This is a genomic window from Gordonia sp. B8661-1, from assembly GCF_059427765.1.
Window position 1 is genome coordinate 711,633 of the sequence record NZ_JCAHRL010000002.1, and the last position, 26,108, is coordinate 737,740.

Below are 26,108 nucleotides of genomic sequence, written 5' to 3' on the forward strand. Positions count from 1 at the left end.
CCCGTCGGATCAGCCGATCGGTGCCGGGGCACCGGACGTGTCGCTCTCGGACTTGTCGCTCACACCGGCCTCGTCGAAGGTGGCCATCGAGGCGAGCAGATCCACGGCCGACGACACCAGTGGGAGTGCGGCGAGCGCTCCGCTGCCCTCGCCGAGCCGCATCGAGAGTTCCAGCAGCGGAACGAGATCCAGGTGTTCGAGGGCGATCGTGTGCGCGGGTTCGGCGGAACGGTGTCCGGCGATCCACCAGGAGACGGCGCCGGGGGCGAGGTCGTTGGCGACCATCGCGGACGCGGTCACCACCACACCGTCCAGAATCACCGGGGTGGCCCGCACGGCCGCCTGCGCGAGGAAACCGGCCATCGCGGTGAGGTCGGCACCGGCCACGGCGGCCAGCAACGACAGCGGGTCGTGCACGTACCGGCGGCCCCGGCGCATGCCGTCGCGGATGGCGGCCGTCTTACGAATCCAGCCCGCGTCGTCGATCCCGGTTCCGCGGCCGATGATCTCGACGGGCTCGCGATGGGTGAGGGTACCGATCAGAACCGTTGCCGGGGTGGTGTTCCCGATGCCCATCTCGCCGGCGATGAGCAGGTCGGCGCCGCCGTCCACGAGTTCGTCGGCGATGGCCCGGCCGGCCGCGAGTGCGGCCCGCGCCTCGGCGAGTGTCAGGGTGTCGGTCTCCCGAAGATCCCCGCAGCTTCGGCGCACCTTGTAGCGCGACACCTCGGGTGCGGTGTCGGCATCGACCGCGAGGTCGTAGACCCGCACGTCGGCGCCCGTGCGGCGGCCCAGCACGTTCACCGCGGCGCCACCCGTGGCGATGTTCGCCACCATCTGCGCGGTGACCTCCGGCGGGAATGCGGACACGCCACCCTGTGCGACGCCGTGATCGCCCGCGAAGACCGCGACCGTGGGCTGAGTGAAGGGGCGTGGGGGACAGGTGCTCTGGCAGGCGGCCACCCAGGCGGCCACCTCCTCGAGACGACCGAGTGACCCCGGCGGTTTGGTGAGGGTGAGCTGCCGCCGGCGGGCGCGTTCCCGCGTGGCGTAATCCGGTGGTGAGATCGGCGGGAAGATCTCCGCATCGGTGCCGTCCACCGGAAAAGCGTCGTCGCCCGACGGCACCGGTGGGGCGAGGGATGTCACCGGCGCTGCTGTGGGCGTGACCGACGGAGTCGTCGTCTGACCGGCGCCCGTCGGCACCGGAACGGGAGACACCTCCGGGTGGGCGGCTCCGTCCGTGTCGGAGAGCTCCAGCACGCGTCCCGCGACGACCAGGACCACCCGGTCACAGACCGCGGCGACGGCCGCGTTGAGGGTCCCGAGGTCATCCTGGAAGCGTCGTCCGGCCGGGGTCGGGGGGACCGGGGCCAAACCGACCTCGGGGCTGATCAGTACCAGGTCACCGTCGAAATCCGCGATGGCCGAACACAATTCGTCGATGGTGTCCGAGACGTCGACGGCCGGATCGGTCCAGCCGCCCCGCCGGTCGATCTGTCCGGTGAGCCAGGTGCCCAGATCGTCGACGAGAGCAGGCGATCGCGGATCGTCGCGCAGCGCGGCCGCCGCATCCGCGGTCTCCACCGTGCTGTACCGCGCATCCCGACGCTCCCGGTGAGCCGCGATGCGCGCCATCCACTCGGTGTCGGTGCTGGTCGTCGGACCGGTCGCGATGTACCGGACGCGGTCCCGGCCGGCCAGTAGGGACTCGCCGAAGGCCGACTTGCCGGATCGGACTCCGCCCAGTACCAGCGTGCGACGGCGTTCTGCAGACGCCACGCGCTCAGACCTCGTCGCCCGGCGACACCTGCGGCTTGGGGGCGCGCATCATCCGCAACTGCATGGCGCGGGTGAAGGCGTACCAGCCGAGCCGGAATCCGGTCTGTGAGGGATCGGTGTCCGGATACCGTTCGCGCACACGCCGATTCACCATCCGGCCGAGGATCACGGCATCGATCGCCATGAAGAGCACGAAGACGAGCAGCACGAGGTTGGCGTAGACGGCGAGCGCGGGCATGAACATGACCACGATCAGCACGATCGCGAACGGCATGAAGAGTCCCGCGAAATTGCGGCGGGAGTCGACGAGGTCGCGCACATATTTGCGCACCGGTCCCTTGTCGCGGGGCATCAGATACTTCTCGTCACCGGCCATCATGCGCTCACGCTGCTCGGCGCGACGGTCGCGGCGCTCGTTGGCGATCGCCCGACGGTCCTCCTTGCTCATGGTGGTGCGGAGTTCCTTCTTCCGGGCACGTGCCTCGGATCGGGTCTGGGGCGGCGGCGCCACGGGTCCGCGCCTGCGCTTGCCCTCGGCCTCCCGGCGGGACGGCGTCGCGCGGCCCTTGCCGGGGGTGTACGCACCGCCGGAGCGGGTGTCGCCGGCCGTCTCGTCGGCGGCAGCGGACACCTCGTCGGGAGTGTCCGTCGCGGTCGCGTCGTTGTCCGATTTCCAAGGCAGCTTCACGCCTTCGAGGGTAGGCGATTCCGTGCTGCCGGGATTCGCCGACCTCCATATACTTGCTGCGCATGACCTCTCGTCCGGAAGCGCGGATCCTGATCGCGCCGGATTCCTTCGGCGACACGCTCTCGTCGGTCGCCGCCGCCGGGGCGATCGCCTCCGGCTGGTCGTCGGTGCGGCCGTCCGACGATGTGCGGGTCGCGCCTCAATCCGATGGCGGGCCGGGATTCGTCGACGTGCTCGCGGCCCGGACCGGAGAGCGCCGGAGCGTCACGGTGAGCGGCCCGCTGGGTGCGGCGGTCGTCGCGGACTGGCTGTACGTGCCCGGCTCCGAGGCCGGGGACCCGCCCACCGCCTACCTCGAATGTGCCCAGGCCTGCGGTCTTCACCTGCTCGGGGGTGCTCCGACGCCGCATACCGCGGTGCACGCGGACACCCGTGGCGTCGGTGAACTGCTCGCCGCCGCACTCGATGGGGGAGCGCGCCGGATTGTCGTCGGACTCGGTGGTTCCGCGACCACCGACGGCGGCCGTGGCCTCATCGAGGCGATGGGTGGTCCGCGGCGAGCGGCGGAACGAATCCGGGGCATCGACCTGGTGGCCGCGACCGACGTGGACAATCCGCTGCTCGGACGCAACGGAGCAGCCGAGATCTTCGGACCGCAGAAGGGTGCGGATGCCGGGACCGTGGCGTACCTCGACGACCGCATGGGGGCCTGGAACTCCGAACTCACCGGCATCGCGGGTCGCGACGTGTCCGCCGACGCCGGAGCGGGCGCGGCGGGCGGCCTGGGAGCGGCGCTTCTCGCGCTCGGCGGCCGACGGGTGTCCGGGGCCGCGGTCGTCGCCGATGCGACCGGCCTCGATGACGACGTGGCCGCCGCCGACCTGCTCATCACCGGCGAGGGCCGATTCGACGCCCAGACGCTGGGTGGCAAGGTGATCGCCGCGTTGACGGCCGGTGCGAGCGAGGCGGGCGTACCGGTGATCGTGCTCGCCGGACAGGTGGCCCTGTCGCCGGAGCAGGTGCGCGAGAGTGGGGTCCATTCGGCGTATTCGATCGTCGACATCGCCGGATCGGTCGAGGTGGCGATGTCCGACGCCACCGGCCAACTGACCCTGCTGTCCGCACGGGTCGCGCAGAGTTGGACGCCGTGACATATCCGGACCGCGGCCCCGGCCGGTTCTCCGGTGGGGCCTTCGCCGTCGGCGCCTATGTTCTCTGGGGCTTCCTCCCGCTGTACTTTCTGCTCCTGGAACCCACCGGGCCGTGGGAGGTCGTCGCGTGGCGGGTGCTCATGTCCCTGGTGTTCTACGCGGTTCTGATCCCGTTCATCGGCGGGTGGCCGCGGCTGCGGGCGATCGTCGCCGATCGCAGGCTCCTGTTCTGGACGGCCGTCGCCGGCGCGCTCATCTACATCAACTGGCAGGTCTTTCTCATCGCCACCCTGACCGGGCACGTGCTCCAGATGAGCCTCGGCTACTTCATCAACCCGATCGTCACCGTGCTCCTCGGCGTTCTCGTGCTCCGTGAACACCTGCGGCCCGCCCAGTGGACGGCCGTCGGGATCGCCGCACTCGCGGCCATCGTGATCAGTGTCGGTTACGGCGCGGTGCCCTGGCTGGCGTTCGGGGTGGCGCTGTCGTTCGGCCTGTACGGGCTGGTGAAGAAGCACATCGGCGGGTCGGTGGACGCGATCAGCGGACTCACCCTGGAATCGGCGTGGCTCACCCCGATCGCGGTGATCCAGCTCGTCGTCGTGGCGGCCGGTTCGGGGATCACGATGGGATCGGCGGGAGTCGGCCACGCCGTGCTGCTCTGTCTGGCCGGTGTCGTCACCGCCGCGCCGCTGCTGTTATTCGCGGCCGGGGCGCGGCGGGTGCCGCTCACCGTCCTGGGAATCGCGCAGTTCATCACTCCGATCATGCAGTTCGTCATCGGGGTGTGGGTGCTCGACGAGGCGATGCCGGTGGAACGATGGATCGGATTCGTGATGGTCTGGACAGCGCTGTTGGTCTTCACGATCGACGCGCTGGTCACGGTTCGTCGCGCGCGGGTCCGGCTCGTCGCCGTCGACCACGACATGCCGCGTCACGACCACCGGACGGGGCAGGAATAGTTTCCCAGGGGGTACCGTTGAAGCCAGAGCGTGTGAACTCAGCGCGCGTGGTCACCGGGACAACCGGCCCGCGGGTCACGAACCAAGAACCAACAGGAGCATCATGACCGTTCAGAACGAATCCGGAGCCGCCACCGATACCGGCGTCATTCTGACCGACGCCGCCGCCTCCAAGGCGAAGGCGCTGCTGGATCAGGAAGGCCGCGACGACCTCGCGCTGCGCATCGCGGTTCAGCCCGGTGGCTGTGCAGGCCTCCGGTATCAGCTGTTCTTCGACGACCGCAGCCTCGACGGTGACGTCACCGCCGACTTCGGCGGCGTCAAGCTGGCCGTCGACCGGATGAGCGCACCGTACGTCCAGGGTGCCACCATCGACTTCGTCGACTCGATCGAGAAGCAGGGCTTCACCATCGACAATCCGAACGCGACCGGCAGCTGCGCCTGCGGCGACTCGTTCAACTGATTCGTCGCCGCGCACAGCGGCAGAGCACGACCGAACCGGCCGTATCCCCGGGATGTCCGTAGCAGTACGGACGGGGGTGCGGTCGGTTCGTCGTCGGTGGCGCAGTAGCGTGGTCTGCTGTCCGAACCCGACAGATCCGAAGGGCGAACCCTGTGGCAACCGTTGTCTGTGGCTCCATCGCAACCGACCATCTGATGACCTTCCCGGGGAAGTTCTCCGAGCAGATCGTCGGTGATCAACTCGAACACATCTCGCTGAGCTTCCTCGTCGAGGATCTGGTGGTCCGGCGGGGCGGAGTCGGCGGCAACATCGCCTACGCCATGGGCGAGCTGGGCGGCAGCCCCGTTCTGGTCGGCGCCGCCGGAGCCGATTTCGAGGACTACCGGCAGTGGCTCACCGACCACGGCGTCGACTGCCGGGGCGTGCGGATCTCCGCGGATCGTCACACCGCGCGATTCATGTGCACCACCGATCAGGCGATGGCCCAGCTCGCGACCTTCTATGCGGGGGCCATGAGCGAGGCCCGCGAGATCTCCGTCGCCGAGGTCATCGCCCGGACCGGCCCGGCCGAACTGGTGCTCATCGGCGCCGACGATCCGGACGCCATGCGGCGGCACACCGACGAATGCCGGGCCAACGACATCCCGTTCGCCGCCGACCCGTCGCAGCAGCTCGCGCGACTCGACGGGGAGCAGGCCCGTGCGCTCATCGAGGGCGCCACCTACCTGTTCACCAACGAATACGAGTGGGGTCTGCTCCGTCAGAAGACCGGCCTGACCGAAGCGCAGGTGAGCGACATGGTCGGCGTGCGGATCACCACACTGGGCGGTGACGGCGTCGAGATCGTCGAGAAGGACGGCACCCGAACCCATGTCGGTGTCGTCCCGGAGAGCGAGAAGGTCGATCCGACCGGCGTCGGCGACGGCTTCCGGGCGGGGTTCCTCACCGCGCTCGCCGCGGGTCTGGGTTTCGAGCGGTCCGCGCAGGTCGGTTCGATGGTCGCCGTGCTGGTGCTCGAAACCGTGTCGACCCAGGACTGGTCATGGGATCGGGACATCGCGCTCAAGCGCATCGGCGGCGCCTACGGCGACGACGCGGCGAGCGAGATCGGCTCGGCTCTCTCCTGAACCTCCCTGAAACGATATCGGCCCCAACGGTTTCCCCTTTGCGGGTCGAGTAGCGACGCACGAGCGTAGCGAGTGCGCCGCGTATCGAGGCCGGGGGGTGATCTCGATACGGCCTCGGCTGGCGCCTCGGCCTACTCGATCGGCGGTCGTGGTGCGGTTGGGTTGGCGTCGGCCTACTCGATCAGGGGCCGTCCGATCAGAGACGCACCGGGTAATCGTGATCGGTGATGTCCGGGACGATCGTCTTCTCGACGAAGATCGCGTGCCACACCATGAACATCAGGATCGTCCACAGGCGTCGACTGTTGTCGACGACACCCTCCCGGTGTTCGTTGAGCATCTGCACCACGACGGCCTTGTCGAAGATGTGATCGGTCTGCGACGTCTCGATGATCTGATGCGCCCAGTCGAACATCTCGGTGCCCGCGAGCCAGTGGCGGATCGGCACCGGGAAACCGAGCTTCTTGCGATGCAGGACATGCGCCGGGACGATCTGTTCCAGAGCCTTGCGGAGCGCGTACTTCGTTGTGCCGTGGGCGATCTTCTCGTCGAAGGGGAGCGCCTCGGCGACCCGGAACACCTCCGGGTCGAGGAAGGGCACCCGCAGTTCGAGTGAATTGGCCATGGTGACCTTGTCGGCCTTCACCAGGATGTCGCCGCGCAGCCAGGTGAACAGATCGAGATGCTGCATGCGCGCCACCGGATCCAGGCCCTTCGACATGTCGTAGATCGGAGCGGTCACGTCGGTGTGCGTCCACTCGGGGCGGTAGTCGCGCAGTACCGCGCGCAGCCGGGCGTCGTCGAAACTCCGGGCGTTGCCGTAGTAGCGCTCTTCGAGCGTCAGCGATCCGCGGTGGAGCAGACTCTTGCCGCGGGTGCCCTCCGGAATGCGGTCGGAGATCCGGCCGGCCAAGCGCCGCAACGTGTTCGGGAGCCGGTCGAAGGTCTGGAGCGACAGCGGCTCCTTGTAGATCGTGTAGCCGCCGAACAGCTCGTCGGCGCCTTCGCCCGACAGCACCACCTTGACGTGCTTACGGGCCTCCTTGGCCACGAAGTACAGCGGCACCAGGGCGGGGTCGGCTACGGGGTCATCGAGATACCAGACGATCTCGGGGATCGCGTTGATGAACTCCGACGGGCTGACGACCTTGACGATGTGGCGGGCGCCGATGGCCTCGGCGGACTCCACGGCCACGTCGACCTCGGAGTAGCCGTCCCGCTCGAATCCGGTGGTGAAGGTGATGAGATCCGGATTGTGCCGGATCGCGAGTGCGGCGATCGCCGTCGAGTCGATGCCGCCGGACAGGAACGAGCCCACCGTGACGTCGGCGCGCATGTGCTTGGCGACCGAATCCGAGAGGACGTCGGCGATCTCGTCGTACCGCGCCTGCTTGCCCGCCTCGCCGCCGGTGAACGGCCGTACGGCGAAGCGTGGCGTGAAGTAGCGCTCGATCTCCGGTTCCTGTCCCGGGCGCACTGTGGCGTAGCAGCCGGACTCGAGGCGGCGGATCGCGGTGTGCAGGGTCTCCGGCTCCGGGACGTACTGCAATGCGGTGTAGTGCTCGATGGCGCGCGGATCAAGGGAATCGTCGAGGCCGATGCGCCCGATGATCTCCAGCAACGACTTCTTCTCGCTGCCGAACGCCGTGCCGCCCGGCCCGGTCGACAGGAACATCGGCTTGATGCCGAACGGATCACGCGCCAGGAACAGCACGCGTTCCTGGGTGTCCCAGATCGCGAAGGCGAACATACCGCGCAACCGCTTCACGGCGTCCGGTCCCCAGTAGTGGAATGCCGCGACGATCGCCTCGCTGTCGCCTTCGGTGGCGAACACGGCATCGAACTCGCGCTTCAGTTGCTCGCGGATCTCCAGATAGTTGTAGATCTCACCGTTGAAGACCAGCGCATAGCGATCAGCGGCCTCCGGTGGTCCCCACCGCAGCGGTTGATGGGAATGCTCGATGTCGATGATGGACAGCCGGTTGAAGCCGAGGACGAGGTCGGCGTCGTGCCAGGTGCCCGGCTCGTCGGGGCCACGGTGCCGCATGCAGTGAGATGCATCTGCCACGAGGTCGACGGCGGTCGCCGCCGAGCCGTCCGAGGTCAACAGACCGAGCAAGCCACACACCGTTTACAGGCCCCTATCTCGTGTTCGGATTCTCCGGCGAAAACGTCATCCCGACGGGTCGAGTATGCCTCAGACCGGGTCGGGCACGACCTGTCGGGCGGGCACGACACTCCGGAGGTGCTGCCCGGTAAACCCCAATCACGAAAGGTTCGCCGGGTTGGTCTACGCTGCGTAGTACTAGGTGCAAGAATTGTCCTGACGTCGGGCGCGAGCCGCCCGGCCGAAGGACTCACGAAGCACTGTGCGGGTCAGGTTGCGACTCGGACGGCATGACCGGCCGTCCGGGCAAGCAGGAAGGCGTGAAATTGGCACACGGTGGACGGCCACGGGCACGAGCCCGTTCCGCATCGCGGACGATCAAACAGTTCGCGGCGCTCGCCGCACTCGGAATCGGTGCACTCATCCTGACGGGTTGCGATGCCCGCACAGCCATGCGATTCGGATGGCCTGCAGGTGTGACACCCGAGGCGAAGAAGATGGGCGACCTGTGGACCTGGTCGGTCATCATCGCCCTCTTCATGGGCATCATCGTGTGGGCGCTGATCTTCTGGGTCATCACCTTCCACCGGCACAAGGCCGGTAAGGACGAGTTCCCGCGTCAGACCGGGTACAACGTGCCCCTCGAGCTCTCCTACACCGCCATCCCCTTCGTCATCATCGCGGTGCTGTTCTACTTCACCGTGATCGTGCAGAACGACGTCGAGCGCAAGACCGACGACCCCAAGGTCGTCGTCGACGTGACCGCCTTCCAGTGGAACTGGAAGTTCGGCTACAACCAGGTCGAGTTCACCGACGGCGCCAAGTACAACGGCTACGAGCGGAACGGAAGTCCGTACGAGCTCCAGTTGCCGGAGATGACCGAGCACGGCGGCCACGAGGTGGAGAAGCCGCTCCCGGCCGGTGGTCGGGATGACGACATCCGCAATTACCTGAAGTTCGACAAGATCGAGACGGTCGGATCGTCGAACGAGATCCCGATCCTGGTGCTGCCCACGGGCAAGCGCATCCAGTTCGATATCGCGGCCGCCGACGTCGTCCACTCCTTCTGGGTGCCGGAGTTCCTGTTCAAGCGCGACGTGATGCCGTTCCCGAAGCAGAACCACACCGACAACGTCTTCCAGATCAGCAGCATCGATCGTCCGGGCGCATTCGTCGGCCGGTGCGCGGAGATGTGCGGCACGTATCACTCGATGATGAACTTCGAGGTCCGTGCCGTGAGCCCGGAGAAGTTCGACGCCTACATCCGCTACCGCGAGGCGCGTCCGCAGAGCACGAACGCCGAAGCGCTCAAGGCGATCTGCGAGCAGCCGGAGTCGGTCACGACCGTCCCGTTCGAAACCCGTCGTAAGACCAACGGCGACACACCGAAGGACCTCGGCGACGCGAGCAACACCTCGCTGGCCGGCTGCACCATGGGAGCCAACGGATGAAAATCGAAGCACGCATCTTCGAGCTACTGACCGCCTTCTTCTTCCTCGTGGGCATCATCTACACGATCTGCACCGCCTTCGCCTCGCGCGGGGTGGAGTGGGTCGGTGTCACGGCGATGTTCTTCAGCGGTGGCCTCACGCTGCTCGCCGGCACGTTCTTCCGGTTCGTGTCGCGCCGCGTCGAGATCCGCCCTGAAGACTATGAAGACGCCGAGATCGAGGACGGCGCAGGCGAACTGGGCTTCTTCAGCCCGCACTCCTGGTGGCCCGTTCTGATCGCCACCGGTGCGGCGATGTTCGCCATCGGCTTCGCCACCAGCAACTTCTGGTTCGCGATCTTCTCGGCCGTGGTGATCATCGGTACCGCCGCAGGCCTGGTCTTCGAATACCACGTCGGTCCGGAGAAGCACTGACCGTCGTCACCGACAGTTCGTCGACAGCCGCACCCGGATATCGGGTGCGGCTGTTGCATTCCGCCGACTGTACGAGTGGGCAGCGCGCCGAGATCAGGGCGCTCTGCGACCACGCGTTCGACGGTGACTTCTCCGACACCGACTTCGATCACGCTCTCGGCGGCATGCATGTGCTCGTCGGGACCGATGACGGGCGGGACGAGCTGGCCGGCCACGCGGCAGTCGTTCAGCGGTCTCTTCTGGTCGGGCGAACACCCCGCCGCACCGGTTATGTCGAAGCCGTCGCCGTGAACGCCGCGCACCGACGGCAGGGGATCGGCGCCCGGCTGATGGCCGAGATCGAGCGGATCGTCGGTGCGGCATACGATCTCGGTGCGCTGGGCGCGTCGCAGGCGGGCATGGCCATGTACCGGTCGCGCGGGTGGACAACCTGGCGTGGGCCGCTCGGCGCGCTCGGACCGGACGGATACGTGCCCACACCCGGCGATCAGGGATCCGTCCTGGTCTGGGCGCCCGATGATGCCATGGACACCGATGAGCCGCTCACCTGTGACTGGCGCAGCGGAGCTCTCTGGTAGCCGCTCAGGGGCCGGGGATCGGGCCGTAGACCGTGAGCGCCCGGTAGTCGACCCGGAACTCCGCCTCGGTGTACAACTCGCCGACCTCGCCGTCGTGAGCCACACGCACCGGGCCGTCGACGCCGCGGAACCGGTATTGCGGAACCTGAAGCTCGTGGTACAGCGGGGAGCGTTCCAGGCGGCCGGCAAGCAAGGACCCGGCCAGACGCAGCCCCGCGAACCGGTGACCGTCCTCCAGCAGCCGGACATCGAGCAGGCCGTCGTCGAGACGCGGACGCCGGGCGGGGGCGAAGCCCGACGGCAAATAGATCGAGTTGCCGACGAGGAACAGGGTGGTCGCGAAGATCCGGCCGTTCACCTCGATGCGCACCGGACGTGCGCGACGGTACGTCTCGAACACCGCGATGGCGGAGGCGAACGGCTTGCTCAGCTTGTGCTGCAACCGATCCCGGGTGCGGACGAAGTACGGATACGCGCCGATGCTCGCGGTGTTCACGATGACGGTGCTGTCGTTGAGAAGCACGACGTCGATCTTGTACGCGCTACCGCGACGAAGAACGCACACCGTGTCGGCGACCGTCGAGGTGCCGACGTCGCGGGCGAAATGGTTGAAGGTGCCGGCGGGGAAGACCGCCAGCGGGAGATCATGCTCGAGGGCGACCGCGGCGGCACTTGCCACCGTCCCATCGCCGCCCGCGACGGCAAGCACCTGAGCGCGAGTCGCGGCGTCCGCCAGCACTTCCGCCATGTCGGAATCCTTGTCGAGCTCGATCACCTCGATGCTCGGCAGTGCCTCCCGGACCTCGTCGAGGACCCGCGTCCCGGTGTCCGACCCGGACGCCGGGTTGACGACCAGAACCACACCCTCGCCGTCGGGACGTGGGGGAACATCCACCACGGTCGGCAGTGCGACGGTCACCGTGCTCGGCGAGATGCGCGGCACCACGCGGGCGCCGATGACGGCGATGGTCGCGCCGATGCCGAAGCCCGCGACCACATCTCCCGGATAGTGGGCACCCGTCGCAACGCGGGACAGGCCGACCAGACCTGCCAGGCCGCCCAGCAGCAACCCGGTGGGTGCGTGTTCGAGGCCGACGCCCAGCGCGAAGGCCGCCGCGCTCGCCGAATGTCCCGACGGGAGCGAGTTGGACGTCGGCTGCCTGCGCCCGCGACGGGGCAGAGGGACCATCGACGGCGCAGGGCGAGGCCGACTCCGGATGCGCTTGGCGAGCTGGTTGGTGATGAGGCTGGTCACCGCGAGGGTGACGACACCGCGGGCCGCGCCACGCTGCAGTTCCGGTTTGCCGCTGACGGTCAGGGCCGAGGCGATCGCGAACCAGAGCTTCGAGCGATCCGCGGCGCGGGACAGTACGGGCATCGTCGCGTCGAGGGCGGGACTGGGGGAGCGGGCGATCGCGTCGTAGATCTCGCCGTCCAGGGTGCCCAGCCCGTAGGTGATCTGCCGAATTCCTGCCGATTGCCACGCCGAACGGACACGGGAGGAGGCGGCGGGCAGGGCGGATGCGATACGGGCGCGGCGTGTGGTCATCCTGAGCGATTCTACGTGGGCGACAAGTGGGGTGGGGCATAACGTTCAGGGGCTGCCGTCGCGGATGCGACGACAGCCCCTGTCGAACGAAATGCGGTGCGGCCCTTAGTCGAGCTGGTTGCCGTTCCTGGCCTGCAGAGCGCGCAGTGCCTCGGTCTCGTCCTTCTCGAGCTCGTGCTCGACCGCGATGTTGGACGCCTGCTCCTCCGGCGGATCGGCGAGCAGGATCGAGCCGGTGCCCGGGGCACCCGCCGAACCGAGCTTGTTCATCCGCTTCGGGAGTGCCGCGCCCTCGTAGGGGAGCGGGATCGGGTGACCGTGGTCGTCGACCGGGCCGAGCGGCTGATGCAGTTCGATGTACTCGCCCTGCGGCAGGCGCTTGATGATGCCGGTCTCGATGCCGTGGGCGAGCACCGCACGGTCGCTGCGCTGCAGAGCCAGTGCCCAGCGATAGGCGATGAAGTACGCCAGCGGCGGCACCAGGATCAGGCCGATACGCCCCATCCAGGTCGTCGCGTTGAGCGAGATGTGGAACTTCAGCGCGATCACGTCGTTCATACACGACAGGGTCATGATGATATAGAACGACAACGCCATCGCACCGATGCCGGTACGGACCGGGGTGTCACGCGGACGCTGCAACAGGTTGTGGTGTGCATCGTCGCCGGTGAGCCGCTTCTCGATCCACGGGTAGGCGAACATCAGCACGAAGATCACCGTGATGACCACGACCACCCAGAAGATCGCCGGGATCGTGTAGCGACCCAGGTACAGCTCCCAGGCAGGCATCAGACGGGCGAGGCCGTCGGTCCATTGCATGTAGATGTCCGGCTGAGAACCGGCCGAGACGTGCGCGGGGTTGTACGGGCCGATGTTCCAGACCGGGTTGATCTGGAAGATACCGGCCATGATCGCGAGCACACCGGTGACGATGGCGAACATCGCACCGCCCTTGGCGGCGAAGACCGGGAGGATGCGAACGCCGACGACGTTGTTCTCCGTACGGCCGGGGCCGGGGAACTGGGTGTGCTTCTGGTACCAGACCAGCGCGAGGTGTGCACCGATGAGCGCCAGGATGATGCCCGGGAACAGCAGGATGTGCAGCACGTAGAGGCGCGGGATGATGATGTCGCCGGGGAACTGCCCGCCGAACAACGCCCAGTGAATCCAGGTGCCGATCACCGGGATGCCCAGGACGATGCCGGACATCGCGGCGCGGACGCCGGTGCCCGAGAGCAGGTCGTCGGGGAGCGAGTATCCGAAGAAGCCTTCGAACATGGCCAGGATCAGCAGGACGCAGCCGATGACCCAGTTGGCCTCACGCGGACGACGGAACGCACCGGTGAAGAAGATGCGCGCCATGTGGATGATGATCGACGCCGCGAACAGCAGTGCCGCCCAGTGGTGGATCTGCCGGACGAACAGACCGCCGCGCACCTCGAAGGAGATGTCGAGGGTCGTCGCGTACGCGCGGGTCATCATCACGCCGTTGAGCGGCTGATATGCGCCGTCGTAGATGACCTCGGACATCGACGGATCGAAGAAGAAGGTCAGGTAGACGCCCGAGATCAGCAGGATCACGAAGCTGTACAGCGCGACCTCGCCCAGCATGAACGACCAGTGGCTGGGGAAGACCTTGTTGATCTGCCGGCGAATGCCGGGGGAGAGGTGATACCGCGAGTCGAGCTCTTCGCCCTGCTTCGCGAGACGCTCGGCAATGCTCATGATCGACGCTCCCAGAATGCCGGTCCGACGGGTTCGATGAAGTCGCCGGCAGCGACCAGATACCCCTGATTGTTCACGGTCAGCGGCAGCTGAGCCAGGGCACGTGCGGCCGGTCCGAAGATCGGCTTCGCGTACTCCAGGGCGTTGAACTGCGACTGGTGGCACGGGCAGAGGATGCGGTTGGTCCGCTGCTCGTACAGCGAGGTCGGGCAACCAAGATGGCTGCAGACCTTGGTGTAGGCGAAGTAGTCGCCGTAGTTGAAGCTCTCCTGGCCCTTACGCTTGATCGCCTTGGCCGCATCCTCGGGACGCAGACGGATCAGCATGACCGGGTTGGAGACGTACCGCAGGCCCTCGATGAGCTTGTGGCGGGACTCCTCGGTCTCGCCGTGGCCGTCGGAGACGCGCCACGGGAACACGGTCTCCATGGCACCGGCGTCGAGGTCCTCCGGGCGCACCAGGGCGACCTGGAACGGGTTGCCGGTGTCACGACGCAGGAAGACCGTTTCGTTGGGCTGTCCGGCCTCGTTGTAGATCGGCGACCAGTGGGTGTGCCACAGCGGCGACTTGTCGCGCAGTGCCCACGGATTCTTGACGAAGCCGCCGAGGCCGGCGACCAGACCGGTGACGCCCAGTGCACCCACGCCGAACAGCGCCGAGCCGATGATCATCTTGCGGCGGGGCAGCGTGGTGCTGGTCATCGCATCCGACAGGCCCGTGGCGACGGTCTTCTTGTCGATCTCGCTCGAGCCGCCGTCGTGCCGGTCCTGCACCGAGATCTCGGCCGGGATGAACTTCTTGGTGAAGAGCACCACGCCGATGCCGATGGACAGCACCGACAGACCGAAGGTCACGCCCAGCAGCGGGGTGTTCAGCGTGTAGCGCCAGTAGTCGTCGTCGCCGGGAAGTGCGAACTCCCAGTGATTCCAGATGAAGATGACGAAGCAGGCGATCGCCGACAGACCGGCAAGGGTGAACCATGCCGCGACCTGGCGCTCGGCACGCTTCTCTGCCCGCGTCCCCGGCACCGGCCAGCGGTCGGCGCGGTGGATGATCTCCACGCCGTCGCGGTTGGTGCCGATCTGGAGCAGTTCGTCCGAGCTCATCTGATCGAGCTCGTCACGCGACGGATCGTCGTTACCGCCGGTTGCACTCATGATCGTGATCCCATCCACATTGCGCCGGCGACGATCGCGACCACGCCGACAAACCACATCACCATGCCCTCGCTGACGGGACCGAACCCGCCGATGCCGAGGCCGCCCTGGGGCTTCGATTCGGTGACGTACTTGATGAACCCGATGATGTCCTTCTTCTCGTCGAGCGACAGCTGACGATTGGAGAACTTCGGCATGTTCTGCGGCCCGGTGAGCATGGCGGTGTAGATCTCCTGCTCGTGGACGTTGTCCAGGTTGGGCGCGAACTTACCGGAGGACAGCGCGCCGCCACGGCCGGTGAAGTTGTGGCAGGACGCGCAGTTCAGGCGGAACAGCTCGCTGCCGCGACCCAGATTGTCGCCGCGCAGTGATGCCTGCGCGACCACGGGCAGGCCGTTTTCCTTCTTGACGGTGCCGTCCGGATTGCGCTCGTAGATGACCTGCGGTCCGCCACCCTGTGACTGGATGTACGCACCGAGCTGGTCGATCTGTGCCTTGGTGAACTTCGTCGGCTTGCGCTGCGCCTGTGCCTCGCCGCGGACCGCGGGCATGCGGCCCGTGGACACCTGGAAGTAGACGGCGGCGTCGCCGACACCGACGAGCGACGGACCACGGTCGTGTTCACCCTGCAGGTTCGCGCCGTGACAGGTGATGCACGAGGTCTCGTAGAGCTTCTTGCCGTCGTTGATGAGCGCGGCGTTGGACTCGTCGGCGACCGCAACCTGGGGCTTGGGCGTCAGGACGGACGCCAGGACGCCGGCGGTCAGCAGACCGACGAGCAGCAGCAGTGCGCCGCTGGCACGGCGACGGAGCTTGCGCCGGGCCTTGGCCTTGCGTGCTGAGGTGACGGATGACGAGGTGGCGGACGACTCGGTGGCCGTGCCCTCCACGCCGGTGCTGTCCGACGGTCGCGGTGGAGATGAACTCATCTGTGACTCTCTACTAAGCGGACGGATGATGGGCTGTTATCCGGTGGTCGATCGGGGGATCGCTACCGGATGAAGTAGATGGTGACGAACAGGCCGATCCAGACGATGTCGACGAAGTGCCAGTAGTAGGACACCACGATGGCCGCGGTCGCCTGGGCCGGCGTGAACTTCGACAGCTTGGTGCGGATCAGCAGGAAGACGAACGCGACGAGACCGCCGATGACGTGCAGGCCGTGGAAGCCGGTCGCCATGTAGAAGACCGAACCGTAGGCGCTCGACGCGAGGGTCGTGCCGTGGTTGATCAGGTGGTAGTACTCGTACGCCTGACCGGCGACGAAGAACGACCCCATCAGGAACGTCAGGACGTACCACCGGCGCAGGCCGAAGACGTCGCCGCGCTCGGCCGCGAACACACCCATCTGACAGGTCACCGACGACAGGATCAGAACCGTCGTCACCGGGATCGCCAGGGCGAGATTGAGTTCGGTGGGCTCCGGGGGCCACCCTGTCGAGGCGTTGGCCCGCGCGACGAAATACATCGCGAAGAGTCCGGCGAAGAACATCAGCTCACTGGACAGCCACACGATGGTGCCCACGCTGACCATGTTGGGACGGTTCAGCGAGTGCACGCGCGAGGTGATGGCTGTTCCTGAGGTACCTACCGCGCTAGTCACAGATGAAGTATGACGGTTCGTAGTATCCGCTGACTACTTGGGTCACCAAATTGCCCGAACTATTTGTCGACGCGCAGGTGGCAAGCCCTGTGCGCGCCCGGATCGGCGTGTCTCGGCGTCCATGATTTGCTGGATCGGTGAGTGATGAGTCGGCGGCGCGCCGCGATCTGAACGGGCGTCCGGTGGTCGAGAGTCGGTTGCGGAGGCTCCGTCGGCGGATGTCGGGCGCAGGGCCCGTGGCCGCCCTCGACATCGAGGATGCGGCGGCCGTCGTGGTCCCGGAGTCCTCCGACGAGTCGGTGGCCAGCTCGTCGGTGCTGGCCGCGTCCGCCTGGGTGCCCGAACGCGAGGTCGTCCTCTGTCATCTGCTCCGTCTGCCCGACGACCGGCTGGCCGATGCGGTGGCCACCGCTGCCCTCGACGGATACCGTCCGATGCCCGCCGCGGTCGCCGGTGGCGAGGAGTCGGGAACCGTGATGCTCGCCCGTGTGCAACTGCTCGATGCGGTCCACCTGTCGCAGGAGCGGTCGCGCATGGCGAGTCTCGGATCACGGCACGGCGGCACGGTGATCGGCTGGCAGGTTCGGCAGCGTCCGGACGTCTGAGCCCTGTGCTCGGTGGATCGGTGTCTCGCGGCCCACTAATGTGATGGCGCGTGAGCATCGCGCAGACCCCCACGTGGCCCGAGGTCCTCGGCAAGGTGACCGATCGCATCGACCTGACCGCGGAGGAAGCCGCGTGGGCGATGAACGAGATCATGAGCGATGCCGCGACCGGCGCACAGATCGCGGCGTTCGGTGTCGGGGTCAAGATGAAGGGCGCCGCGCCCGCCGAACTCCGGGGACTCGCGTCCGCGATGCTCGAACACGCGACGCTCGTCGACGTCGACCGGCCGTCGGTGGACGTCGTCGGCACCGGCGGCGACCGCTCCCACACCGTGAACATCTCCACGATGACGTCGATCGTCATCGCGGCCGCCGGCGTTCCCGTGGTCAAGCACGGCAACCGGGCGGCCTCCTCCAAGAGCGGAGGCGCCGACGTGTTGGAGGCGCTCGGCGTCACCATCACACTCGACGCCGACGGGGTGGCGCGTTGCGTGCGGGACATCGGCATCGGTTTCTGCTTCGCGCCGGTCTTTCACCCGGCCTTCCGGTTCACCGGGCCTCCGCGCAGTCAGATCGGCATCCCGACGGTCTTCAATGTCCTCGGTCCGCTGACCAATCCGGCCCGTCCGCAGCGCGGCCTCATCGGCTGCGCCTTCGACGATCTCGCGCCGGTTCTCGCGCAGGCCTTCGCCGAACGTGGTGGGGCGGCACTGGTGGTGCGGGGCGATGACGGACTCGACGAACTCACCACCACGACGACGTCCACGGTGTGGCAGGTCGTCGACGGCACGGTGACTAAGTTGTCGGTGGATCCCGGCGACCTCGGCATCGACCGTGTGCCGCTCTCGGATCTGCAGGGGGGCGACGCGACCGTCAACGCGGCCATCGCCCGGGAACTGTTCGCCGGGACGACCGGCCCTGTCCGCGATGCGGTCCTGCTCAACGCGGCCGGTGCGATCGTGGCCTTCGAGCAGACCGCCGTCATGTCCGATGCGGAACTCGCGGATGCGTTGCGGGCGGCCATGACCCGGGCCGCCGCCGTTCTCGACGACGGACGGGCCACCGCACTCCTGGACGACTGGGCTCGGCTCAGCGGGGAACTCGCGGCCTCCTGATCGGCCGACGCGCGGGTTACTGCTCGCCGATGGAGAATCCGCCCTCGACCTCGGAGCTCGAGTAGCTGCGGAACGCGATGTGGGTGGCACTGTGGGTGACCCCGGGGAGGCGGTTGATCCGGCCGGTCACCACGTCCGCGATCTCCTCGTGATCGCGGACCTTGATCTTCGCGATCAGATCGACATCGCCGGCGCAGGAGTACACCTCGGACACGCCGGGGATGTCGGCGATCGCCTGCGCGGTCTCCGGGATCTGATGGACATCGGCATGGATCAGGACGATGGCGGTGATCATGGTTCTAGACCCTAACGCCTGAACCGGTGCGATCGACGCCGCTCAACTCGCCCGGCGCCGCGGCTCCCGTGCCGCCCGTGCCGCGCGCGACCACGACATCCAGCGCTCGGCACCGAAGGCGGGCAGGCCGAAGGCTTCGTCGGCGGCCACGATCCGAGCGTCGGGCTCGGTGATCCACCGGTACACCAGTGCCACCTCCTCGGCCGGTGCCCCGGCCAGCGGACCGGCGCCGGGCAGCACGGTCTCGGCGGAGGCGATCAGAGTGTCGACGATCGGCATCGGCGACACCCCGCGCCGGGCCACCCCGGCGGCCGCCAGCCGGCCGTGCCGGATGACGGCGAGTTCCCATCCGCGGGCGCCGTCCGGCCGGGCCACGACCATCTCGGGAATGCGGCACAGCGCGCCCAGCCGTTGACAGCGTGCCAGTGCGTCGATGGTCGCCGAGAATCGATCACGTTGTCGCGCAGCGCTTTCGAACATCTGCGCCGTCGAGAGGCGGTCGAGGCGGGCAGCCAGCTCGGTCAGCAGGTCGTCGGAGTCGCCGCTCATCAGGTCGCGGACCGCGACGGCACGCGGGAGATAGTCGGGGAGGGTCAACGGGCGGTCGGACGCGGCATGGCAGCCGCCGACACTCGGACCGCCCGCCGCCTCGGATCGGCACCAATGGTGCGAGGACGAGCCGGAGCGTGTCGTGCAGCTGCGCAGCCGGGCGGCCGACGCGATCTGGTCGGCGATCGTCGCCGCGTCGGTGCGATTCCGGATGGGCCCCAGTGAGTCGCCGGTCGGTGTGCGGGACACCTTCAGCCGCGGGAACCGTTCTTCGGTGAGAGTCACCCACCAACCGCGGTGCGGCTGCGTGGACCGTCGGTTGTACGCCGGTGCATGCGCGCCGAGGAGGCGTAACTCCCGAACGCCCGCCTCCAGTGCGTGGGCACACGTCACGTGATCCACCCGGGTCGCGAGATTCACCATCTCGGCCATCCGGCGGCGCGGGTCGGAGCCGGTGAAATACGAGAGGACGCGGCGGCGCAGATCGACAGCGGTGCCGACGTAGAGCACCTCGTCGGAGGGGCCGCGGAAGAGGTAGACGCCCGGCGATGCGGGCAGGTGCCGCGCCATGCCGCGTTTGGCGCGCAGCCGCGGATTGGTGCGGGGGAGGTAGGCGGTCAGTTCGGCGAGCGTCGACACCCCCTGATTGCCGACGCGCTCGAGGAGATGATGGAACACCTCGACCGTCGCCCGGGCATCGTCGAGCGCGCGGTGGGTGGGGCGGACGGAGACATTGAACAACTCGGCCAGTGCGCCCAGCCGCACCGTGGGGGCCTCGTCGCGCGTCAGGATGCGGCGCGCCATGGTCACCGTGCACAGATGAGTGGAGAAGGGCCAGTCCAGGTCGAGCCGGGCGGCGTTGCGGCGCAGGAACCCCAAGTCGAATCGGGCGTTATGGGCCACCAGGATGGCGCCGCGGGCGAACTCGATGAACGACGGGAGCACCTCGTTGATCCTCGGTGCGTCGCTGACCATCGCCTCCGTGATGCCGGTCAGGGTGACGATCTGGGGCGGGATGCGGCATCCGGGATCGACCAGGGTGGCGAACTCGCCGATGACCTCACCGCCGCGGATCTTGACCGCGCCGATCTCGGTGATGCGATCGTCGGCCGCACTTCCTCCGGTGGTCTCCAGGTCGACCACGACCAGGGTGGTGTCGAACAGCGCGCGATCGGAGAAATCGTCGTCGAGGTCGGCGAAACTCAGTTGCGAGTCGTCGGCGAGCGTCAGCGCGGAAAGTGCCACGCCCGAACGTTAGTTCGAAGGACCGACAAGTGGCTGCTGGGGCACGCGGGACGGCTGTGGTTTGTTGTGGCGATCCGGATCTGTCGGTGGGCGAATCTACTGTCCAGATCGAGCGGTACCGGCCGGCGCAGAACGCGCCGGCGAGACCGTCAACATGCCCAACGACAGTCAAATGAGATGGAGATCACAATGTATGTCGACTGCCACAGCTGCCCGGGTCGCCCCGTAGCCTGCGATGGATGCGTCATGCAGGTCCTCTTCGAGGCCCCTATCAGCGGAAACCTGGGTGTCGAAGGTGGAGGGATGGTTACGGGATCCATCGAGGAAAGCGACGCCGAACTGAACGCCGCGATCGATGTCTTCGCGGCTGCCGCACTGATCTCCACCGCGTCTGCAGTATCGGCAAGAAGCGGAATAACAAGTGTTCAGAAGGGTGAATCGGAGCCTCGGCTGCGGGTGTTACGCGCCGGCTGAGAATTCGTCCGTTCGGCCCATGTGGACGGGCAGTGGACAGACCCGCATCTGATTTCGTAACCTTTCCGAGACCTTCCAGAGCGTCCCGCTTCAACCGAAGTGGTCTGGCAACGGTCACTGCTCAATCGCCCAGTGTGGCGAGCCGGGGAACCAACGGTTTCGGAGTGATCCGAATTGGGGTGAATCGCGGCTTCGAGCCGGTGGGTTACGACACCGAATCGACGCGCGTAGGGCCATCTTCCGGCCCGAACCCGACAGCTAACTCGGTAGGCGGTCTGAGGGAGAGCAAGGAGAACTCGCTTCGTGGCCAAACATCGTTTGGAACAGCCCAACCGAGGCAGCAAGGTAGCCAAGCGCGCCGTGGTCGCCGGATCGATCACCGTCGGTTCGCTCGCGGGCGTCGCAGGCCCGGCGCTGGCAGCGCCGGTCAGCATCCCGAATCTCGGCTCGTTCGAGCTTCCGGGTGTCGACAAGAACCAGATCCCGAAGCAGTTCCAGGCGCCGGAGAAGAAGTCCGCGCCCGCTGCGGTGGAGAGCAAGCCGGTTGCCAAGAACGACGGCGCGACCGTTGAGATCCCGAACATCGGATCCTTCAAGGTCCCCGGAATCAACGATCACCAGATCCCGCAGCAGTTCAAGCCGCGCGGGAACGGTGGTGGTGGCGTGCTCGGCGTGCAGCCGACCGCCGCGCAGAAGGCCGTGAAGGCCGCCGAGTCGCGGATCGGCGCACCGTATTCGTACGGTTCGGCCGGACCGAGCGCATTCGACTGCTCCGGTCTCATGTACTGGTCCTACAAGCAGGCCGGCAAGACCATCCCGCGTGACAGCTACGGTCAGCTCGGCGGCGGTCGTCCGGTCAGCCTCGCCGCGGCGCAGCCCGGCGACATCATCATCTTCAACGGCGGTGGCCACGCCGGCATGTATGTGGGCGACGGCAAGTTCGTGCACGCCTCCACGTACGGAACCCCGGTGAAGAAGGACTTCGTCAAGGATTGGTCGGTCACGGGCGTCCGGCGCTACTGAGATGTACGTGACCTGTTGAGTTTATGAGTGGGCGGATCACGCGGTCGGCGTGATCCGCCCACTGTCATCCCCGGCGCCCCGAGGACGCCCGGTGTGGCGTAGGCGTCGGGACTGCGGCCGAGGGGCCGCGAAGGAGATGTGGCAGCAGTGGGTTCGCGATTCACCACAGGCTGGAAGCGGGCGGTACCCGCCGTCGTTGCGGCCGCTCTGATGACGACCGTCGTATCCGCGGGACAGCTCGATGCGGGCGCCGCGAAGGCGGAGCCGACGCAGTCGGCCGACCAGTTGCTGTCCAAGTACAAACGGCTGAGCACGGACGCGGAGAAGTCCGCCGAGGCCATGCACAACGCGCAGATCGAATACGACAAGCAGCGCGGGATCGTCGCCAAGGCGCGCAAGGCGTCCGGCGACGCCGACAGACTGTTGGTGACGACGCAGAAGCAGCTCGACGGATTCCAGAGTCGCGTCGACACCCTGGTGCGCGCCAGCTACAAGGGCGCCCGCGTGAACCGCCTGTATGCGGTGCTGGTGAGTGATTCCCCGCAGTCCCTCCTCGATCAGATGTCCGGGCTGGAACTGATCTCGCGCCAGGCAGCGACCGACCTCGCCGGACTCAAGGCGACACGAGCGAAGACCACCAAGGCCAAGGCCGATGCCGACGCCACGGCCGTGAAGGCCACTGCCGCCGTCGCCGCCGCCGAGAAGACGCGTGGTGAACTCCAGGCGAAGCGGGCGAATCTGCAACTGCAGGCCATCCAGATCCGCGCCATCTATCAGTCGATGACCGGCAAGCAACTCGCGGAATTGCGCGGTCCGAAGTTCGACTTCGATCCGCGCTTCGTGCCGAAGGGCACGTCCGCGGCGCTTGTCGCGGTGCAGGCTGCACTGACGCGTATCGGCGACCCGTATGTCTGGGGTGCGACCGGGCCGAGTTCGTTCGACTGCTCGGGCCTGATGGTCTGGGCGTACAAGCAGGCGGGCAAGACGCTGCCGCGGTCGTCGGAGGCGCAGAACGGATCCGGGCAGTCGGTGGATCGCAACAACATGCAGCCCGGTGACCTGATCATCTATTACCCGGACGCCCATCACGTCGGCATGTACGTGGGCAATGGCTATGTCATCCACGCCTCGACCTTCGGTGTGCCGGTCAAGGTGGTCCCCGTCGACGAGGCCGGTCCGTTCAATTCGGCCCGTCGGTACTGAGTGCCCCCGATCGTTGGGTGCTCGTCCGCAAGGGCGTTGCCCGTGAGGGAGTGCCCGTGAGGGAGTCACTCGCCCGGGCATCGCTGCGGCCCGTCGGTGTCCTACTGGTGATCGCCGGATGCGTGGCCGGTTGCTCCGGTGACCCGGTGGAGCCTGCTCGCCCGTCGGCGACGAGTACTTCGGTGTCGTCGACCAATGCCTACGAGAACCAGCGGGCCGCAGGCGTACAAGCGGCACTGGATGCCCTGAGCGCAGCACTGACCGCCGGAGACCGCGCCGGTGTCGACCGGGTGATCGATGATGCGGCGCAACCCCGGTTCCGTGATCGGATGCGCACGGCCGCCGACAATCTCGGCCGGCGGGGCGTCATCCGTGACGAGTCTCCCGCAGCGCCCGGCACCACGACTCCCTCCGAGGGGCCGGACGAACCGACCGGGGCCGAGGACGGAACCGCGGAGAGTGACGACCCCACGGCCTCGACGTCGGCGGACGCGTCGCCGAGCCCCGACTCGGCCCCGCTGACCGACCGGGGGACCCGGCTACGGCTCAAGGAACTGCGCTATCGCGTGACACCGTCGACCGAGGCGGAGACCCCGGTGCCGGCCGAACTGCAAGCGCGCCTGGACGAACAGGGGAGTTCGGACTCCTGGGTGGCGCCGGTGGGTCTGCACTACGCGCTCGGGGGTGCGCGCCTGCCCGGCGTCGACGAGCCAGAGGTGGTGGTGGACACCGAACTGGTGATGGCGCGATATGGCGACGACTGGAAGGTCGTCGGTGACGGAGCGGCTCTCGACGCCGCCCCGGCGCCGACGACGCTGTGGGACCTCCCCGGCGTGGCGGGCGTCGACGTGCCGACCGCGGGCGGCCGATCGCTGATCGCCTCGTACCCGGATACCGCGTCCGTCGTGGAGAACGTGGGTACGCTTCTCCCGGGCGCCGAAGCGGCGGTGACGGAATTCTGGGGAACCGGATGGGCCCGCCGGGCCGTCGTCGTGGCCACGGCGCGACCGGGTGACTTCCGGGCACTGACCCGCACCGCGGGCACCGACGTCGCGGCGGCGGCTGCGGCAACGGTGTTCGCCCGGATCGACAAGGGCACGCGAACGGCCTTGGGGCAGAGGGTGATCCTGACTCCGGGAGCGCGGAGTCTGTCCTCTGCGGCGCTCGGCGTGGTGCTGCGGCATGAGCTGACCCATGTGGCCGCGCGGGTGGACACGGTTCCCGGGGCACCGCTGTGGGTCACCGAGGGAGTGCCCGAGTATGTCGGCCGCCGTGGAACCTATCGGCAGTTCGAGGACGCCGCGCCGAATCTGGCCGCCGCGATCCGCGACGGGCGGACTCCGGCGGACCTGCCCGCCGACCGCGACTTCGCGATCGACGACGATCGCGCCCAGGTCGCCTATCAGTCGGCCTGGTCAGTTGCCGCGTTCGTGGCCACCAGATTCGGCGTACCCGCGCTGAAGAAGCTCTACCTCGGTGTCGCGGGCACCGACGACCGGTCCCGGCAGGACGCGGCGATCACCGCGGCACTCGGGAAGACTCGACCCCAGCTTGTCGCGGCATGGCGGGGCTGGCTGACCGAACAGGTGCGCTGATGTCCCGAACCCTGTTGATCACCAACGACTTTCCGCCGCGTCCGGGTGGCATCCAGTCCTATCTGGAGAATCTGGTCGACCGTCTGCCGCCGGAGGAGGTCGTGGTGTACGCGCCGCGCTGGCGCGGCCATGAGGAATTCGACGCGGCGGCGCCCTATACCGTGATCCGGCACCGGACGTCGCTGATGCTGCCCACACCGCTGGTGGCGCGCCGGGTCGCGAAGATCGTACGTGCCGAGGGGATTTCGACGGTGTGGTTCGGTGCGGCGGCCCCGCTGGCCGTCCTGGCACCCGCGGTCCGGCGAGCGGGAGCGACGCGCGTACTCGCGAGCACCCATGGGCACGAGGTCGGCTGGTCCATGCTCCCGGTGGCACGGCAGGTGCTCACCCATATCGGCCGCCATACGGACGTCGTGACCTTCGTGAGCCGGTATACCCGTGGACGATTCGCGGCGGCCTTCGGTCCGCGGGCCGCCCTCGAATACCTGCCGCCCGGTGTGGACACCGATCGGTTCGCGCCGAATCCGCACGCGCGTGAACGCATCAGGGAGCGGCACGGGCTCGGTGACCGTCCGGTCGTGCTGTGCCTGTCGAGGCTCGTGCCCCGGAAGGGGCAGGACGTCCTGATCCGTGCGCTGCCACTGATCCGGCGGGAGATCGGTGATGTGATCCTGATGATCGTCGGCGGGGGCCCGTACGCGGAGAAACTGAGGGAACTCGCCGCCCGGATGGACGTGGCCGATCACGTGGTCTTCACCGGATCGGTTCCGTCCGAAGAGCTTCCGGACTACCACAACGTCGCCGACGTCTTCGCGATGCCGTCGCGGACCCGAGGTGGCGGGCTTGACGTGGAAGGCCTCGGCATCGTCTATCTGGAGGCCTCGGCGACCGGGGTGCCGGTGGTCGCCGGACGCTCCGGTGGGGCCCCCGAGACGGTCCGCGAGGGCGTCACCGGCACGGTCGTCGACGGCACCGACATCGATGCGGTCGCCATGGCGGTGAGCGCCATCCTCGCCGACCCCGCCGCGGCCGCGGAGATGGGCCGTCACGGCCGCGACTACGCGGTGGGTACCTGGCAGTGGCGGCACTCGGCCGCGCGCCTGCGGCAACTCCTCACGGGCTGAGTCACACCGGATCTCGATACGCCCCCTCGCCTGGCGGCTCGGACGCTACTCGATCAACGGGTGGGGGCTGGCGGCTCGGACGCTACTCGATCAGCGGGTGGGGGCTGGCGGCTCGGACGCTACT

At 67.8% G+C, this 26,108-nt stretch carries 24 protein-coding genes and 1 riboswitch; of the genes, 14 read left to right on the forward strand and 10 right to left on the reverse strand.

Annotation, left to right across the window (positions count from 1 at the left end; translation table 11 throughout):
* Window positions 1-9 precede the first annotated feature (9 nt).
* A complete protein-coding gene (gene cobT, locus AC4JJG_RS07395; RefSeq protein WP_495400262.1) occupies window positions 10-1,782 on the reverse strand; it encodes a nicotinate-nucleotide--dimethylbenzimidazole phosphoribosyltransferase in 1,773 nt (590 codons plus the stop codon).
* A gap of 4 nt (window positions 1,783-1,786) precedes the next feature.
* Window positions 1,787-2,470 (reverse strand): DUF3043 domain-containing protein, encoded by a 684-nt coding sequence (locus tag AC4JJG_RS07400; protein WP_495400263.1) that lies wholly within the window; start codon window positions 2,468-2,470, stop codon window positions 1,787-1,789.
* Window positions 2,471-2,532: 62 nt separating this feature from the next.
* On the opposite strand from AC4JJG_RS07400, the gene AC4JJG_RS07405 reads away from it, so the two are divergent.
* The 4 genes from AC4JJG_RS07405 (at window position 2,533) to AC4JJG_RS07420 (ending at window position 6,173) form a co-directional block, all read left to right on the forward strand.
* Entirely contained in the window at window positions 2,533-3,621 is a 1,089-nt protein-coding gene (locus AC4JJG_RS07405) for a glycerate kinase family protein (protein ID WP_495400264.1), read from the forward strand.
* Window positions 3,618-4,583, forward strand: coding sequence for an EamA family transporter RarD (rarD, locus tag AC4JJG_RS07410; RefSeq protein ID WP_495400265.1), 966 nt, complete (start codon window positions 3,618-3,620; stop codon window positions 4,581-4,583). Before AC4JJG_RS07405 ends, rarD begins: the two co-directional genes overlap by 4 nt.
* A 103-nt stretch (window positions 4,584-4,686) precedes the next feature.
* Window positions 4,687-5,046, forward strand: coding sequence for a HesB/IscA family protein (locus AC4JJG_RS07415; RefSeq protein WP_495400266.1), 360 nt, complete (start codon window positions 4,687-4,689; stop codon window positions 5,044-5,046).
* A 152-nt stretch (window positions 5,047-5,198) separates the two neighbouring features.
* Window positions 5,199-6,173: a carbohydrate kinase family protein gene (locus AC4JJG_RS07420; protein WP_495400267.1), complete on the forward strand. Its 975-nt coding sequence runs from the start codon at window positions 5,199-5,201 to the stop codon at window positions 6,171-6,173.
* Between the two features lie 196 nt (window positions 6,174-6,369).
* Here the strand turns inward: AC4JJG_RS07420 and asnB are convergent, their stop codons facing one another.
* Window positions 6,370-8,301: an asparagine synthase (glutamine-hydrolyzing) gene (gene asnB / locus AC4JJG_RS07425; protein WP_495400268.1), complete on the reverse strand. Its 1,932-nt coding sequence runs from the start codon at window positions 8,299-8,301 to the stop codon at window positions 6,370-6,372.
* A 269-nt stretch (window positions 8,302-8,570) separates the two neighbouring features.
* Here asnB and ctaC point away from each other — a divergent pair, with 269 nt between their 5' ends.
* The 3 genes from ctaC to AC4JJG_RS07440 are packed head-to-tail and all read left to right on the forward strand — an operon-like array spanning window position 8,571 to window position 10,722.
* Window positions 8,571-9,731 carry an aa3-type cytochrome oxidase subunit II gene (gene ctaC, locus AC4JJG_RS07430; protein WP_495400269.1) on the forward strand — a complete coding sequence of 387 codons (1,161 nt, stop codon included), beginning with the start codon at window positions 8,571-8,573 and terminating at the stop codon, window positions 9,729-9,731.
* Window positions 9,728-10,144 carry a cytochrome c oxidase subunit 4 gene (locus tag AC4JJG_RS07435; RefSeq protein ID WP_495400270.1) on the forward strand — a complete coding sequence of 139 codons (417 nt, stop codon included), beginning with the start codon at window positions 9,728-9,730 and terminating at the stop codon, window positions 10,142-10,144. The genes ctaC and AC4JJG_RS07435 overlap by 4 nt, the downstream gene beginning before the upstream one ends.
* Window positions 10,145-10,188: 44 nt before the next feature.
* Window positions 10,189-10,722 (forward strand): GNAT family N-acetyltransferase, encoded by a 534-nt coding sequence (locus tag AC4JJG_RS07440; RefSeq protein ID WP_495400271.1) that lies wholly within the window; start codon window positions 10,189-10,191, stop codon window positions 10,720-10,722.
* A gap of 4 nt (window positions 10,723-10,726) precedes the next feature.
* Here the strand turns inward: AC4JJG_RS07440 and AC4JJG_RS07445 are convergent, their stop codons facing one another.
* The 5 genes from AC4JJG_RS07445 to ctaE all read right to left on the reverse strand — a co-directional run bounded on the left by AC4JJG_RS07445 (window position 10,727) and on the right by ctaE (window position 16,756).
* Window positions 10,727-12,271 carry a bifunctional phosphatase PAP2/diacylglycerol kinase family protein gene (locus AC4JJG_RS07445; protein ID WP_495400272.1) on the reverse strand — a complete coding sequence of 515 codons (1,545 nt, stop codon included), beginning with the start codon at window positions 12,269-12,271 and terminating at the stop codon, window positions 10,727-10,729.
* Window positions 12,272-12,376: 105 nt separating this feature from the next.
* Window positions 12,377-13,996: a cytochrome bc1 complex cytochrome b subunit gene (gene qcrB / locus AC4JJG_RS07450; RefSeq protein WP_495400273.1), complete on the reverse strand. Its 1,620-nt coding sequence runs from the start codon at window positions 13,994-13,996 to the stop codon at window positions 12,377-12,379.
* A complete protein-coding gene (gene qcrA, locus AC4JJG_RS07455) occupies window positions 13,993-15,153 on the reverse strand; it encodes a cytochrome bc1 complex Rieske iron-sulfur subunit (RefSeq protein WP_495400274.1) in 1,161 nt (386 codons plus the stop codon). The genes qcrB and qcrA overlap by 4 nt, the downstream gene beginning before the upstream one ends.
* Window positions 15,150-16,082 (reverse strand): cytochrome bc1 complex diheme cytochrome c subunit, encoded by a 933-nt coding sequence (qcrC, locus tag AC4JJG_RS07460; RefSeq protein ID WP_495400275.1) that lies wholly within the window; start codon window positions 16,080-16,082, stop codon window positions 15,150-15,152. Before qcrC ends, qcrA begins: the two co-directional genes overlap by 4 nt.
* Window positions 16,083-16,144: 62 nt before the next feature.
* On the reverse strand, window positions 16,145-16,756 hold the full coding sequence (ctaE, locus tag AC4JJG_RS07465) for an aa3-type cytochrome oxidase subunit III (RefSeq protein ID WP_495400276.1): 612 nt from the start codon (window positions 16,754-16,756) through the stop codon (window positions 16,145-16,147).
* Window positions 16,757-16,893: 137 nt separating this feature from the next.
* On the opposite strand from ctaE, the gene AC4JJG_RS07470 reads away from it, so the two are divergent.
* A complete protein-coding gene (locus AC4JJG_RS07470) occupies window positions 16,894-17,361 on the forward strand; it encodes a hypothetical protein (RefSeq protein ID WP_495400277.1) in 468 nt (155 codons plus the stop codon).
* Window positions 17,362-17,411: 50 nt separating this feature from the next.
* Window positions 17,412-18,476 (forward strand): anthranilate phosphoribosyltransferase, encoded by a 1,065-nt coding sequence (gene trpD / locus AC4JJG_RS07475; RefSeq protein WP_495400278.1) that lies wholly within the window; start codon window positions 17,412-17,414, stop codon window positions 18,474-18,476.
* A 16-nt stretch (window positions 18,477-18,492) separates the two neighbouring features.
* Here the strand turns inward: trpD and AC4JJG_RS07480 are convergent, their stop codons facing one another.
* Window positions 18,493-18,771, reverse strand: coding sequence for an Lrp/AsnC family transcriptional regulator (locus AC4JJG_RS07480; protein ID WP_495400279.1), 279 nt, complete (start codon window positions 18,769-18,771; stop codon window positions 18,493-18,495).
* 42 nt (window positions 18,772-18,813) lie between these two features.
* Window positions 18,814-20,565 (reverse strand): DEDD exonuclease domain-containing protein, encoded by a 1,752-nt coding sequence (locus AC4JJG_RS07485; protein WP_495400280.1) that lies wholly within the window; start codon window positions 20,563-20,565, stop codon window positions 18,814-18,816.
* A gap of 246 nt (window positions 20,566-20,811) precedes the next feature.
* On the opposite strand from AC4JJG_RS07485, the gene AC4JJG_RS07490 reads away from it, so the two are divergent.
* From AC4JJG_RS07490 to AC4JJG_RS07510, 5 genes are all read left to right on the forward strand, one after another.
* Window positions 20,812-21,039, forward strand: coding sequence for a hypothetical protein (locus tag AC4JJG_RS07490; RefSeq protein WP_495400281.1), 228 nt, complete (start codon window positions 20,812-20,814; stop codon window positions 21,037-21,039).
* A gap of 108 nt (window positions 21,040-21,147) precedes the next feature.
* Window positions 21,148-21,328, forward strand: a riboswitch (cyclic di-AMP (ydaO/yuaA leader).
* A 14-nt stretch (window positions 21,329-21,342) separates the two neighbouring features.
* Window positions 21,343-22,062 (forward strand): C40 family peptidase, encoded by a 720-nt coding sequence (locus tag AC4JJG_RS07495; protein WP_495400282.1) that lies wholly within the window; start codon window positions 21,343-21,345, stop codon window positions 22,060-22,062.
* A gap of 210 nt (window positions 22,063-22,272) precedes the next feature.
* Window positions 22,273-23,265: a C40 family peptidase gene (locus AC4JJG_RS07500; RefSeq protein ID WP_495400510.1), complete on the forward strand. Its 993-nt coding sequence runs from the start codon at window positions 22,273-22,275 to the stop codon at window positions 23,263-23,265.
* 56 nt (window positions 23,266-23,321) lie between these two features.
* Window positions 23,322-24,860, forward strand: coding sequence for a hypothetical protein (locus AC4JJG_RS07505; RefSeq protein WP_495400283.1), 1,539 nt, complete (start codon window positions 23,322-23,324; stop codon window positions 24,858-24,860).
* On the forward strand, window positions 24,860-25,984 hold the full coding sequence (locus AC4JJG_RS07510) for a glycosyltransferase family 4 protein (RefSeq protein ID WP_495400284.1): 1,125 nt from the start codon (window positions 24,860-24,862) through the stop codon (window positions 25,982-25,984). The genes AC4JJG_RS07505 and AC4JJG_RS07510 overlap by 1 nt, the downstream gene beginning before the upstream one ends.
* Window positions 25,985-26,108: the final 124 nt, after the last annotated feature.

Coding starts and splice junctions, on each gene's coding strand:
- AC4JJG_RS07500 (WP_495400510.1), top strand. CDS start 22,273: ATGACGACCGTCGTATCCGCGGGACAGCTCGATGCGGGCGCCGCGAAG.
- AC4JJG_RS07480 (WP_495400279.1), bottom strand. CDS start 18,771: ATGATCACCGCCATCGTCCTGATCCATGCCGATGTCCATCAGATCCCG.
- qcrB (WP_495400273.1), bottom strand. CDS start 13,996: ATGAGCATTGCCGAGCGTCTCGCGAAGCAGGGCGAAGAGCTCGACTCG.
- ctaC (WP_495400269.1), top strand. CDS start 8,571: ATGACCGGCCGTCCGGGCAAGCAGGAAGGCGTGAAATTGGCACACGGT.
- qcrA (WP_495400274.1), bottom strand. CDS start 15,153: ATGAGTGCAACCGGCGGTAACGACGATCCGTCGCGTGACGAGCTCGAT.
- qcrC (WP_495400275.1), bottom strand. CDS start 16,082: ATGAGTTCATCTCCACCGCGACCGTCGGACAGCACCGGCGTGGAGGGC.
- AC4JJG_RS07510 (WP_495400284.1), top strand. CDS start 24,860: ATGTCCCGAACCCTGTTGATCACCAACGACTTTCCGCCGCGTCCGGGT.
- AC4JJG_RS07435 (WP_495400270.1), top strand. CDS start 9,728: ATGAAAATCGAAGCACGCATCTTCGAGCTACTGACCGCCTTCTTCTTC.
- AC4JJG_RS07405 (WP_495400264.1), top strand. CDS start 2,533: ATGACCTCTCGTCCGGAAGCGCGGATCCTGATCGCGCCGGATTCCTTC.
- AC4JJG_RS07445 (WP_495400272.1), bottom strand. CDS start 12,271: ATGACCACACGCCGCGCCCGTATCGCATCCGCCCTGCCCGCCGCCTCC.
- AC4JJG_RS07490 (WP_495400281.1), top strand. CDS start 20,812: ATGCAGGTCCTCTTCGAGGCCCCTATCAGCGGAAACCTGGGTGTCGAA.
- AC4JJG_RS07415 (WP_495400266.1), top strand. CDS start 4,687: ATGACCGTTCAGAACGAATCCGGAGCCGCCACCGATACCGGCGTCATT.